General features: G+C 72.0%; 13 protein-coding genes. 9 read left to right on the top strand and 4 right to left on the bottom strand.

The window, feature by feature from the left end; genetic code table 11:
* Positions 1-28: 28 nt before the first annotated feature.
* From AAH979_RS24660 to AAH979_RS24645, 4 genes are all read left to right on the top strand, one after another.
* The gene (locus tag AAH979_RS24660; RefSeq protein ID WP_346260499.1) at positions 29-1,105 is read left to right on the top strand and encodes an N-acetylmuramic acid 6-phosphate etherase; all 1,077 of its coding nucleotides are present in this window, start codon (positions 29-31) and stop codon (positions 1,103-1,105) included.
* 481 nt (positions 1,106-1,586) lie between these two features.
* Positions 1,587-2,597: a sigma-70 family RNA polymerase sigma factor gene (locus AAH979_RS24655; RefSeq protein WP_346260498.1), complete on the top strand. Its 1,011-nt coding sequence runs from the start codon at positions 1,587-1,589 to the stop codon at positions 2,595-2,597.
* 259 nt (positions 2,598-2,856) lie between these two features.
* Positions 2,857-3,711, top strand: coding sequence for a helix-turn-helix transcriptional regulator (locus tag AAH979_RS24650; RefSeq protein ID WP_346260497.1), 855 nt, complete (start codon positions 2,857-2,859; stop codon positions 3,709-3,711).
* 16 nt (positions 3,712-3,727) lie between these two features.
* Complete coding sequence (locus AAH979_RS24645; protein ID WP_318394888.1) at positions 3,728-3,934, top strand: DUF397 domain-containing protein; 207 nt, start codon at positions 3,728-3,730, stop codon at positions 3,932-3,934.
* Positions 3,935-3,975: 41 nt separating this feature from the next.
* Here AAH979_RS24645 and AAH979_RS24640 read toward each other — a convergent pair whose 3' ends face one another.
* Complete coding sequence (locus tag AAH979_RS24640) at positions 3,976-5,100, bottom strand: DUF5808 domain-containing protein (protein WP_346260496.1); 1,125 nt, start codon at positions 5,098-5,100, stop codon at positions 3,976-3,978.
* The gene (locus tag AAH979_RS24635) at positions 5,097-5,519 is read right to left on the bottom strand and encodes a GntR family transcriptional regulator (protein ID WP_346260495.1); all 423 of its coding nucleotides are present in this window, start codon (positions 5,517-5,519) and stop codon (positions 5,097-5,099) included. The genes AAH979_RS24640 and AAH979_RS24635 overlap by 4 nt, the downstream gene beginning before the upstream one ends.
* 248 nt (positions 5,520-5,767) lie before the next feature.
* Between AAH979_RS24635 and AAH979_RS24630 the strand changes: the two genes are divergently transcribed.
* Genes AAH979_RS24630 through AAH979_RS24620 form a run of 3 tightly spaced genes read left to right on the top strand, consistent with a single transcriptional unit; the run spans position 5,768 to position 7,712 of the window.
* The gene (locus AAH979_RS24630; RefSeq protein WP_346260494.1) at positions 5,768-6,148 is read left to right on the top strand and encodes a hypothetical protein; all 381 of its coding nucleotides are present in this window, start codon (positions 5,768-5,770) and stop codon (positions 6,146-6,148) included.
* The gene (locus tag AAH979_RS24625; RefSeq protein ID WP_346260493.1) at positions 6,145-6,918 is read left to right on the top strand and encodes an ATP-binding cassette domain-containing protein; all 774 of its coding nucleotides are present in this window, start codon (positions 6,145-6,147) and stop codon (positions 6,916-6,918) included. Before AAH979_RS24630 ends, AAH979_RS24625 begins: the two co-directional genes overlap by 4 nt.
* Positions 6,915-7,712 (top strand): ABC transporter permease, encoded by a 798-nt coding sequence (locus tag AAH979_RS24620; RefSeq protein WP_346260492.1) that lies wholly within the window; start codon positions 6,915-6,917, stop codon positions 7,710-7,712. The genes AAH979_RS24625 and AAH979_RS24620 overlap by 4 nt, the downstream gene beginning before the upstream one ends.
* Before the next feature lie 25 nt (positions 7,713-7,737).
* Here the strand turns inward: AAH979_RS24620 and AAH979_RS24615 are convergent, their stop codons facing one another.
* On the bottom strand, positions 7,738-8,448 hold the full coding sequence (locus tag AAH979_RS24615; protein WP_346260491.1) for a hypothetical protein: 711 nt from the start codon (positions 8,446-8,448) through the stop codon (positions 7,738-7,740).
* A gap of 138 nt (positions 8,449-8,586) precedes the next feature.
* On the opposite strand from AAH979_RS24615, the gene alr reads away from it, so the two are divergent.
* A complete protein-coding gene (gene alr, locus AAH979_RS24610; protein ID WP_346260490.1) occupies positions 8,587-9,765 on the top strand; it encodes an alanine racemase in 1,179 nt (392 codons plus the stop codon).
* A complete protein-coding gene (locus tag AAH979_RS24605) occupies positions 9,758-10,783 on the top strand; it encodes a D-alanine--D-alanine ligase family protein (RefSeq protein WP_346260489.1) in 1,026 nt (341 codons plus the stop codon). Before alr ends, AAH979_RS24605 begins: the two co-directional genes overlap by 8 nt.
* On the opposite strand, the gene AAH979_RS24600 is transcribed toward AAH979_RS24605, so the two are convergent.
* Positions 10,780-11,742: an NlpC/P60 family protein gene (locus AAH979_RS24600; RefSeq protein ID WP_346260488.1), complete on the bottom strand. Its 963-nt coding sequence runs from the start codon at positions 11,740-11,742 to the stop codon at positions 10,780-10,782. The genes AAH979_RS24605 and AAH979_RS24600 overlap by 4 nt on opposite strands.
* Positions 11,743-12,275: the final 533 nt, after the last annotated feature.

Raw genomic sequence — 12,275 nt, 5'->3', positions numbered from 1 at the left:
GGGGTGGCCGAGGCGCTGGGGGGCGGACATGACGGCCGGACGGGTCGAGCCCGGTGCGCTACCTGCCACCACCCCGCGTCCGGATTCCGACGCGGGGTCCTCTTACCCGCCGACCGGGCCCGGCCACCGGCCGGAGGACGGCGGCGGGCGGCCCGGAGACCCCGGCCCGACGGCGGGCGTGGCCGAGGGGCGGGAGCCGCGGGCGGTGGTCCGGGTCAGTTCCCCGACCGAGCTGCGCAACCCGCGCAGTCTCGACCTGGACGTGATGTCCGTCCGGGACGTCCTGAAGGTGATCAACGAGGACGACCGGCGGGTACCGGCCGCGGTGGCGAAGGTGCTGGACGAGATCGCCGTGGCGGTCGAGTTGGCCGTGACGGCGCTCCGGTCCGGGCGCCGGGTGCACTACTTCGGCGCGGGCACCTCGGGGCGGCTCGGTGTGCTCGACGCCGCCGAGCTGGCGCCCACCTTCAACGCTCCGGACCGCTGGTTCTGCGCCCACCTGGCGGGTGGGCCGGACGCGATGTGGCGGGCCGTCGAGGATGCCGAGGACGACGAGGCCGGCGGTGCCGAGGAGGCGCGGTCCTGCGTACGCCCCGGTGACCTCGTGGTCGGCCTGGCCGCCAGCGGGCGTACCCCGTACGTGCTCGGGGCGCTGCGCGCGGCGACCGACCTGGGCGCGGACACCGCGCTCATCTGTGCCGATCCGGGCGCTGCGGCGGCCCGGTCGGTGACCGTGTTCATCGGGGTCGAGACCGGCCCGGAGGTGGTTACCGGTTCGACGCGGATGAAGGCCGCGACCGCACAGAAACTGGTGCTGAACGGGTTTTCCACCGCCGTGATGGTGCGGCTGGGGCGGGTCTACTCAAACCTGATGATCGACATGGTCGCCACCAACGCGAAACTGCGGGGACGGATGATCTCGATCCTCGTGGAGGCGACCGGCTGTGCCGAGGAGGTCGCGCAGCACGCGCTGACCGAGGCCGACGGTGACCTGAAGGCCGCTCTGGTGTCGCTGCTGTCCGGTGCCGCCCCCGCCGACGCCCGGGCCGCGCTGGATCGCTCGGCGAACCAGGTACGCGGCGCGATCGCCCTGCTCGCCGGCTGACTCCCGGGGCGTCGGCCGACGCCCCCGGAGTCCGGTTTCCGGCCGGCCCAGCCCGACCTGCGGAGGGCGGCGCCGGGAGTGTCGGGGACCCGACGTACCGGCCCGGGACTATCTCCGGGCTCCGGATTGTTGGGCAGGCGGAGGGGTAACCCTGGGGCGGCGGGATGAACCGACTGGCCGCGCCGTGCGTATATCGAAGCGTGACGAGTATCGCAGCAACCTGGTGACGTGGATCGCTGTGTGTCGTTGTGTGGCGATGATGCGATAGCCGGTGTAGAGCCGTCGCAGGCCCCGTAGCTGCGGTATCGCCGGCTCCGACATGCCCCGATCGAGACGACTGACAGCAAACGTCGATCGTGCTTTCAGCAACTACTCAGGCATTCGTGACACTTTCGACTCACCAGATGGAATCCCTAACGCGTCTCAACTGTTGTGTAGGTGTCAGCACCGCGGGGCACAGCGGAAGTTACGGGGAGGGCTGATGAACGTGGGGATGGCAGGAGCAGGAACCCGGGCCACCGGGAGTAACGACGAGGGGACCGTGGGGAACGTGGAGAAGAAGATCGTGATGCGGACCGACGAGGTCGCCGAGGAGCGCGACCTGGTCGGCGTGTACCTGCACGAGATCTCCCGCACACCGCTGCTCGACGCCGCCGCCGAGGTCGACCTCTCCAAGGCCATCGAGGCTGGCCTCTACGCTGAGCACCTGATCGACTCCGAGAAGCTCCCGGTCGGCGTCAGCCGCGCGGAGCTGGAGCGGCTGGTGGTCGAGGGGGAGCGGGCGAAGGACCTCTTCATCCGGGCCAACCTCCGGCTGGTCGTCTCCATCGCCCGCCGGTACGTCCGCTCCGGGATGCCGATGCTGGACCTGATCCAGGAGGGCAACACCGGTCTGGTCCGAGCGGTCGAGAAGTTCGACTACGAGCGGGGCTACAAGTTCTCGACGTACGCGACGTGGTGGATCCGGCAGGCGATCAGCCGAGCGATCGCTCAGCAGGAGCGCACCGTACGGCTGCCCGTGCACCTGGTCGAGGACGTCAACCGGATGCGCAACGTGGCCCGCCAGCTCACCCGTGAGCTGGGCAGCGACCCGGAGCCGGAGCAGATCGCGGCGGCGCTGGGCGTGCCGGTGGAGCGGGTGCACGAGCTGGTCCGCTGGTCGCAGGACACCGTCTCGCTGGACACTCCGGTCGGTGACGACGGGGACACCAACCTCGGTGACCTGGTCGCGGACAGCGACGCCCCGTCGCCGGAGGAGATCGTGCTCACCGGCCTGGAGCGGCAGCGCATCGAGGGCCTGTTGAACCACCTCGACGACCGGTCGGCCGGGATCATGCGGGCCCGGTACGGCCTGGAGGACGGCCGCGAGCACTCGCTGACCGAGGTCGCCTCCCGGTTCTCGCTCTCCCGGGAGCGGATCCGGCAGCTGGAGATCCAGGCACTGGGCCGGCTGCGTGAGCTGGCCCGGGCCGAGGGACTACAGGCGGCCTGAGCGAGCAGGGCTGACTCCCGGCGGCAGGCCGGCGGTCGGCAACTTCGACGAACCGGCGAGCGGCCGGCGTCCGACATCGGACGCCGGCCGCTCGTCGTCGTACCCGGGACCGGACGCCGGGTGCCTGCGGAGCGCCGTACCAACATCAACCATTAGGGTGACCGGCACCACGACAGTGAGTTCCGCTCGCGTCGGGAGGTGCGCCGCCGGCCGGACGGTGGCGTGCCCACCACCGACGGAGGAATCCGGGGAGGACTCCGTGCCGATCAGTCCGACCGCCCGGCGTCGCCGGCTCGGCATCGAGCTGCGTCGCCTGCGCGAACGGGAGCAGCTCACCCTTCTCCAGGTCGCACAGCGGATGAAGTGCTCCGATGCCAAGATCTCCCGGATCGAGGCGGGAAAGCACTCCACCCGGACCCGCGACGTCCTCGCCCTGCTCGACATCTACCGGGTGGCCGACGAGCGTACCCGCGAGGTGCTGGCGACCCTGGCCAAGCAGTCGACCCAACGCGGCTGGTGGGTCACCTACGGCGGCGCGATCCCGGACTGGTTCGAGGTGTACGTCGGACTGGAGTCCGAGGCGACCGAGATCCGTACCGTGGAGACCCATCTGGTGCCCGGGCTGTTGCAGACCGAGGCGTACGCCGCCGCGCTGATCCGGTCCACCCAGCCGCTCGCGCCGGCCGAGGAGCTGACCCGGCAGGTGGAGCTCCGGCTGGCCCGGCAACGGCGGCTGCACGAGCACGACCCGATGCGGCTGCGGGTGGTGCTCGGCGAGGCGGTACTGCGCTGCCGGGTCGGCGACGAAGCGGTCATGCGCGACCAGCTCGGCCACCTGGCGGTGCTGGCCGAACGGTCCCACGTCGAGCTGCGGGTGGTCCGGTTCAGCAGCCCGGCGTACACCGCCTTCGGCCGGCCGTTCGCGATCCTCGGCTTTCCCGAGCCCACCGATCCGGGCCTGGTCTACACCGAACATCGGACCGGCGCGCTCTACATCGACGAGCCGGCCCAGATCGCCTCCTTCGCGCTTGCCTTCGACCACCTGGTTGCGGCAGCGTTGTCGCGGAAAGAATCGGCGCGGCTGCTCAGGGAGACGGCGGCCTTCTGGACGTGAGGGAGGACCGGACGGGATGCGGCCGGACGAAAGCATGCTGACCTGGCAAAAGAGCAGCCGATCTGGCGGTGAGGGCGGCAACTGTGTCGAGGTGGCCCGGCTCGCCGCCGGCGTCGCCGTACGTGACTCCAAGGACACGGCCGGCCCGGTACTCCGGTTCGTGCCGACCGCCTGGGTGGCCTTTCTCACCGTCCTCGGCTCCGACGGCCGGGTTCCCGGCTGACCCGGTGATCACTGGCCGCGGATCACCCGGCGGCCCATTCCTCATACCAGCCCGGGCACCAGGATGCCGGCCAGCAGCGCCGCCACGACGGCGGCCAGCAGCAGCACGCTCCGGGGGTTGCCGAAGTTGAGGGTCCAGCCCACGCCGATCCGCTTCTGCACCAGGAGCGCCGGATCGTCGCGGTTGACGTAGCAGAGGCCGGCCAGCCGCCAGTGCCGGTCGTCGTCGGGGTGCGCGACGTCGGGGCGTTCGGCCGGCGGGGCCGGGACGGTGGCGATCCGGCTGCCGCCCTGGCCGGCGCGCACCGCCACGACGATCACGTAGACGGTGCCGAGCAGGGCGGAGAGCAGCATCGCGACGGTGGCCAGCGGACCGGGTGCCCGTCCCTGCCACATCGGCAGGACGGCGCAGAGGATGGTGAGGTTTCCGCAGGTGGCGAGCACCAGCAGGGCCCGGGAGAAGCGCCGGAGGAAGAGCCGGTGCTGGCTGGCCGAGCGCTTCGGAGCGGAGGGCTCCAGATCGGCCCGGCTCCGGTACGACCAGGCGAGCAGGGCGATCAGCAGGACCGTGCTGGCCAGTTCGATCGCCACTGGTACGCCGACCACCCACGGCGACTTCGCCTGCCAGGCCACCACGGTGGAACCGTTGGTGCGGGTCGGCACCCGTTCCGGCATCTCCGGGTAGCCGGCGATCCCGGCGGCGAGCGTGACCAGCGGGACCAGCAGCGCGGGCAGCATCCACGGCCAGGGCAGCCGCTCCGGCCCGGTACGCAGCGACGTGTCCACCGTGATCCGCTGAGTGACGCCGGTGTACCAGCCGTCCTCGGCCTTGACCCGCTGGATCGCCCGGCGGGCCCGCAGATAGAAGAGCGCGACCAGCAGCATCAGTGCCACCATCGGGGCCAGGCCGACCAGCGCCACGGTGTCGTCGTCGCCGTCGCCGGCCACGGTCAGCGTGAGGGCGACGCCGGCCAGCAGTCCGACCAGTCCACTCGCGGCGACCCTGCTCCGGAAGGTGCGGATCTGACCGGCGATCGCCGCGTCGCCGGCCCGCTGGGCGGGCACCCGTACCCCGAACGGTAGGGTCGGTCGCTGGACCGAGGGCATCATCCAGGCGGAACCGGCGACGGTGAGCAGCGCGATGTTGACCCAGGCGACCGTCATCATCGCGACTCCTCCTGGCTCTCGCCGAACGCCGTCAGGATGGTGCGGCAGATGTCGAGCACCTCTTCCCGGTTCAGGCCGTGCGCGGTCGCCTCGGCCAACAGGGTGGTGGCCCGGGCGGTCCAGTCGGCGACGAACTCCGGTGCCGGCGGTCCCGAGTTGCCGTCCCGGAGCACCACCGCGCCGGACTTCCGGTTGATCCGCAGCAGGCGCTGCTGGCGCAGCAGGTCGTAGCCCTTGTTGACGGTGTGGAAGTTGATGCCGAAGTCGGTGGCCAGGGCCCGGGTGGAGGGCAGCGGACTGCCCTCCCGGAGCGCGCCGCTGGCGATCGCCTCGACCACCCGGTCACGCAACTGCTGGTAGATCGGGACCTCGCTGTTCGGGTCCACCTCGATTATCACGCCGCCGCCCTTCTGTTCCACAAGTTATAGAACAGTCCAAGTCCCCCTGACAAGCTCGCCGCGCTTCGGCGGCGCCCGCCCCCGCCCCCCGGCCTCCCCGCCGTCGCGCTCGGCTGCCACTCGCCCTCGGCCCGAGGATCTGCTATACAACTTATAGAACAGATAGTCGTCCTGGCCAGAAGCGGCGCCGACGGCGGCAGCGGCTGGCGGAGGGAAACGGGCTCCGGTCGGAAGTGACCGACCACGACGAGGAAACGCGGGTGGAGCAGATGGCGACGATGAGGATCTCCGGTGACGCGGTGGCCTTCGAGTTCACCGGCCTGGACCGACTCTGGCTCGGTCGACGGGCCCTGACCGTGCCACTGCGGTCCGTACGGCGGGTGGCGTACGTCGAGCGGTCGCTCCGGCTGGCCGCCGGCGCCCGCCGAGGGCTGGTGGTCACCGGCATTGCCAAGATCGGGGTCTGGGGCCTGTTCGGCGGCCCGCGCCAGTTGGTGTACGCCCGCCGTGGCATGCCCGGCCTGCACCTGCGGCTCGATCGGAGCACGGTGGACGGAGCCCTCGACGAGGTGGTCTTCGCCACCCCGGACGCGGCCCGGCTCGCCGCCGCCGTGCAGCGGCACATCACCCGCACCCTGGACCGGGCATGAGCCGGGCGGCCGTCCCGGTCGAGGTGTCCCGGCTGACCAAGCGGTTCGGCCGGGTCACCGCCGTACGCGAGCTGAGTTTCAGCGTCCGGCCCGGGGCGATCACCGGCTTTCTCGGGCCGAACGGCGCGGGCAAGACGACGACGATGCGGATGATCCTCGGCCTGGTCAGGCCGACCTCCGGTACGGCGACGATCGGCGGCCGGCGCTACCGGGAGTTGGAGCGGCCCTCCGGTACGGTCGGCGCGGTCTTCGACGCCTCGGCCTTCCACCCCGGACACACCGCCCGGGACCACCTGCGGACGTACGCCGCGATGGGCGGGTACCCGGACGGTCGGGTCGAGGAACTATTGCGGCTGCTCGGGCTGGCCGAGGCGGCCCACCGGCGGACCCGGACCTTCTCGACCGGCATGCGGCAGCGGCTGAACCTCGCCACCGCACTGCTCGGCGATCCGCCGGTGCTGCTGCTCGACGAGCCGGGCAACGGGCTCGACCCGGAGGGCATCGCCTGGCTGCGGGACTTCCTGCGCGAGCTGGCCCGGCAGGGCCGGACCGTGCTGATCTCCAGCCACGTACTGAGCGAGGTCCAGCAGATGGTGGACGAGGTCGTGGTGATCCGTGGCGGACGGCAGGTGGCGGCCGGCCCGCTCGTCGACCTCGTCGGCGCGTCGGGAAGCCTCGAACAACTCTTCCTCCGGCTCACCTCGACCGCGCCGGACGCCGACGGCGCCAGGACCGGTGACCGTGCCGAGGATGTGGAGGGGGTCCGATGAACCGCCTGGTCCGGGCCGAGTTCCGTCGCCTGCTGGCCACCCGGCTCTGGCTGGTGGCGCTGCTGATCGCCCTGCTCTGCGGCGCCGGTCTGATCGGCCTGCTGACCCTGCTCGGGCCGGAGAACTTCGACCCGCCGATGCCGGGGCTCGACACCGACACCGGGGTACGGACCGTCCTCGGCATGGTCGGCTACACCATGTTCGTTCCGGCGGTACTGGGCACGTGGGCGGTCAGCGCGGAGTACCGGCACCGGACCGTTGACTTCACCTTTCTGTTCGCGCCCCGGCGCTGGCAGGTGCTGGTGGCGAAGCTGGTCGCGTACGGCGTCGCCGGGCTGGCGTACGGGCTGGTGCTCACCGGCTCCGGCGCGGCGGTGTTCTTCGCCGCTGCGGCGGCCCAGGGCGTCACACCAGGACTCTCCACCGGGTCGATCCTGGAGCTGTTCGCCCGGCTGGCCGTCTCGATGGCGGTGTACACGCTGCTGGGAGTCGGGATTGGCGCGCTGGTGGGCAACCAGGTAGCGGCCCTCGCCGTGGTCGTCGGCTACTTCTACCTGCTCGAACCCCTGCTCGTGATCGTCCCCGGGGTGAGCCGGCTGTACCCGTACCTGCCGGCCGGGGCGACCGCCGCGCTCACCGGGTTCAGCCACGTCGTCGACGCGGCGGCCGAAGGGCTCGGTCTCGCACCGGTCCAGCTCATGTCACCGCTGGGCGGCGGGCTGCTGCTCGCCGGCTACGCGGCGGTGGCCGCGGTGCTCGCCGTCGCCGTACCCCTGCGGCGGGACGTCACCTGAGCCGGGCCAACGGCCGGCGAGGGGCTCAGCCGTCGAAGCGGGCGACCAGGTCGCCGATCCGCGCCGACGGTGAGGCGTCGCAGAGCTGGTCCACCGCCGTCATCACCAGCGGACTGTCCACTCCGGAAATGCCCTTGGCCAGCCCGATCTGGCGGATCGCGGCGACCCGCTCCTCGGGTGGCGCCTGCTGGTATTCCCGGCAGGTCGAGTCGGCGGTCAGCCCACCGGCGTCGGTGAGCCCGTCGAGCACCGCGCGGACGACCAGGCCGCCGACCACCAGCAACAGCACGACCGCGCCGAGGGCGATCCACGGACCGTAGCGGCGCGGCCGTCGACCACCGGCCGATCCGGGTACGGCGTCAGCCGCCGCCCCGACCGGCTCCCCGGTCTCCGGCCGCGTCGCCGCGTCGGCGGCCGTCCGATTCGCCGGGACCGGCGTGCCGGCCTCGGCCGGCAGGGCCTCGACGGCGGCGGCCAGCTCGGCGGCGTACCGGGGATCCTCGGCGGCGGCGGTGCTCAGCAGGCGCTTGACCAGTGAGTTGTTCCGGGGTTCCCGGACCAGGTCGGCCAGCGCCTCCACCTCGTCGAGGGTACGCAGCCGCTCCGCCACCAGGTCGTAGAGTCGACGGTCCGGTCCCGCCGGGTCCGGGTCACCGGCCGCGGCGACCTCGGGCAGGTGCGGGGCGAGGCGGTCGAGCACCGCAGCGGCGAGTGTGCTGGCCTCCGACGGGGTCATCCCGGCAGGTTAGCGCCTGACCGGGTGCGGTGCCGGTTCGGGCACGACCTCGGCTCGCGCACCGCTCCCGGGAGGCCGAACCGTTCCCGCACTCCGCCTTCACAAGAACCGCACAGACTCCTTCTAGTCTCACACAACGTGATCAAACTCGGCGGAGCGGGTGGCCTGGCCCCACTCGCGGAGGCGGTGGTCGACCTCGACGCGATCGCGCACAACGTCCGTACCCTGGCCGGACGGACCGGCGCGGAGCTGCTCGCGGTGGTCAAGGCGGACGGGTTCGGGCATGGCGCCCTGCCGGTGGCCCGGACGGTGCTGGCGGCCGGCGCGCGGTGGCTGGGCGTGACCTCCCGGGCCGAGGCGCTGACCCTGCGGGCCGGCCGCGTCGACGCGCCGGTGCTGTGCTGGCTGCACGCCGAGGACGAGGACTTCGCCCCGGTCGTCGCGGCCCGGATCGACCTGTCGGTGCCCTCGGTGGCACACCTGCGCGGGATCGCCGCCGGGGCGGCCCAGACCGGCGTACGGGCCGAGGTGCACCTCAAGGTCGACACCGGGCTCTCCCGCAACGGTGCGAGCGACGAGGAATGGCCCGAGCTGGTACGCCTGGCGCGCGGCTTCGAGAGCGTCGGGCGGATCCGGGTTCGTGGGCTCTGGTCCCATCTGGCCGGCGGGGAGTTTCCGGCCGACCCCAGGGACACCGCGCAGCTACGGCGGTTCGGCCGCGCCCTGGCACTGGCCCGGGGCGCCGGGCTCGCACCCGAGCTGGTGCACCTGGCGAACTCGGCCGCCCTGGTCGGCCAGCCGGAGACGCACTTCGACCTGGTCCGGGCCGGCATCGCGGTCTACGGCGTGGAGCCGCTGCCGGGGCTGCCCGTCGGACTGCGCCCGGCGATGACCCTGCGGTCCCGGGTCATCCTGACCAGGCAGGTCGCGGCAGGCACCGGCATCTCCTACGGGCACGACTACGTCACGGCCGCCCCGACGACCCTGGCGCTGGTGCCGGTCGGCTACGCGGACGGGATTCCCCGGGCCGCCGCCGGAGCGGCCCAGGTCTGGATAGCGGGCCGGCGGTGCCGGGTCGCCGGTCGGGTGACCATGGACCAGATCGTCGTGGACGTCGGGGACCTGCCGGTGCGTACCGGCGACGAGGTGCTGATCTTCGGGCCCGGTGAGCAGGGCGAGCCGACCGTCGTCGAGTGGGCCGGTTGGGCCGGTACCAACCCGCACGAGATCTTCACCGGCATCGGGTCCCGGGTCGGCCGGCGCTACCTGCCGGTGCGGGCCGAGCGGCACAGCGGACGGGAGCGGGTCAATGTCTGAGTCGACGATCAGGATCGCAGTGCTCTACGGCGGGCGCAGTGGGGAACACCGGGTCTCCCGCCAGTCGGCGGCGAGCGTACTGGAGAACCTGGACCCGGCGCGCTACCGGCCGGAACCGGTGTTGATCACCCGGACCGGGCAGTGGGTCTTCGGCACCGGAGCGCCGGTCAGCGTCTTCGAGGCGGTCGACCGGCTGCGTACGGTCGACGTGATCTTCCCGGCCCTGCACGGCCCGTACGGCGAGGACGGCACCCTCCAGTCGGTGCTGGAGCTGACCGGCGTGCCGTACGTCGGCAACGGCGTACTGGCCAGCGCCGCCGGGATGGACAAGGAGTTCACCAAGAAGCTGCTCGCCGCCGAGGGGATCCCGGTCGCCGACGCGGTGGTGTCCCGGCCGACCGACCCGGACGGGGTGCCGCCGGCGGCGGAACTGCGCCGACTCGGCCTGCCGGTCTTCGTCAAGCCCGCCCGGGCCGGCTCCAGCCTCGGCGTGACCCGGGTGACCGACTGGGCGGAGCTGCCGGCGGCCCTGGAGTGGGCCCGGTCCAGCGACCCGAAGGTGCTGATCGAGGCGGCGGTCCCCGGGCGCGAGATCGACCTGGCGGTACTCGAACGTCCCGACGGCCGGCTCGAGGTCGGTCCGCCGCTGGAGATCCGGGTCGCCGGCGGCCGGTCGTTCTTCGACTACGACGCCAAGTACGACGACCCGGGGACGGTCTTCGAGATTCCGGCCCGGCTGGACGCCGCGGTCACGGCCGAACTCTCCGACCTCGCGGTACGCGCGTTCCGGGCGCTCGGCTGCGCCGGGCTGGCCCGGATCGACTTCTTCCTCCGCGCCGGGGTGGCACCGGTGCTGAACGAGGTCAACACGTTCCCCGGCTTCACCCCGGTCTCGCAGTATCCCCGGATCTGGCAGGTCGCCGGGCTGGATTATCCGGAGTTGCTGGACGTGCTGGTCCAGAACGCGCTCGCGCGCCGGACCGCCCGGTCCGGCGCGCGAGCGACCCGGTCTGACTAGCGGACGCGTCCGTAGCCGTACGGGCTCATCATGTCGACGCTGGCGAGCTTGACGGTCTCGCCCGCCTGCGGTGCGTGGATCACCTTGCCGCTGCCCACGAAGAGCGCCACATGGCCGAGTCCACTGTAGAAGACGAGATCACCGGGTTTCAGCTCACCACGGCTGATGTGTGCCACCTTGTCCCACTGCATCGCGGCGTTGTGCGGCAGTGACTTGCCGGCGGCCCGCCAGGCGGCCAGGGTCAGCCCGGAGCAGTCGTAGCCGTTCGGGCCCTCGGCCGCCCAGACGTACGGCGTGCCGATCGCGTCGTAGGCGTACCGGACGGCGACACCAGCCTTGCCGGAGACCGCCGGGACGCTGCCGGTGTACTTGCTGCCGGACGAGGTCGCCGACCCGTACGCCTCGCGGCGCATCTCGTAGAGCTTGGCCAGCTCGCCCTCGATCCGCTTCTTGCCGGCGGCCAGCTGCTTCGCCTGCGCGGTCTGCCGGGCCAGCGTGGCGTCGAGCCGGGCCTTCTCCTCGGCGTACTGGCGCTGGGTCGCGTCGAACCCGGCGATCTGCCGGTCCCGGTCCCGGGCCAACTGCTCCAGCGCACCGAGCCGGCCCACCAGGGTGCTGGCGTCGCCCCGGTTCAGCAGCGCGCTCGCCGTGCTCAAGCCGCCGAGCTTGTACGCCCGGGTGGCGAGCTCGGCCACCTCGGCCCGGCTCTGGTCCGCCTGCTGTTGCAGCGGTCCGATCCGGGCGCTGAGCGTGGCCGCGGCGGCCTTGCTCTCCTTGATCTCCTCGTTGAGCTTGTTGTACGACTCGACGACCTTCTCCAGTTCGGCGGAGGCCTTGTTGATCCGCTGCGTGAGCTCGCTGGCCGAGGGTTCGGCCCGGGCCGCCGACATCGGGGCGAGAAGCGCCGCCGAGAGGCCGGCCGCGACGAGGGCACGCAGCAGGATCCGCACCGAAGACAACGTGTGCAGAACCCTTCTTCCTTGCGCCACCGCGAGTGCTGCCTGCGGCGGCACCGGACCGGCGCCACCCGGAGGATGACTGACGACCGGGCCAGCCGGTTCAACGTAGCCCGGGCCCGGGATTACCGACAGTGGCCGGCGGGTGAGATGCGGCAGTGGCGAGCGATAACCCGAATGTCGTGATCACGAACCGTGCTGGCGTGCGTTCCGGTAGTGATATTGGCTGGCCGCGGAGGTGTTGCCCAGCCACTCCCTGATCCTTCGCCCGATAGGTCGGTCTTGGCGGATAGCGGCTCTGGCTGAGTATGGGCAAACCACCATGCAATCGGGCAGAGCGCGACGAGTGGCCCGGCTGCCGCCTGGAAATCAGCCAGGTGGCTGTCTGCGTCCCTTCCACTTGCTGGTGTGCCCTTCGCACAATGAATGCAGGGAGCCGACAGGCTCCCCGGGGGCCCGGCGCAGCAGTACCCGGCGTAGTCGCCAGCAGGGGGGCGAGGTCGCGTGCAATGAACCAGCCATAGTTCCCGGGCCTC

Origin of the sequence: Plantactinospora sp. ZYX-F-223, from assembly GCF_039649625.1 — a bacterium.
GTDB lineage: Bacteria > Actinomycetota > Actinomycetes > Mycobacteriales > Micromonosporaceae > Plantactinospora.
This window is presented reverse-complemented; position numbering and strand designations above follow the sequence as displayed.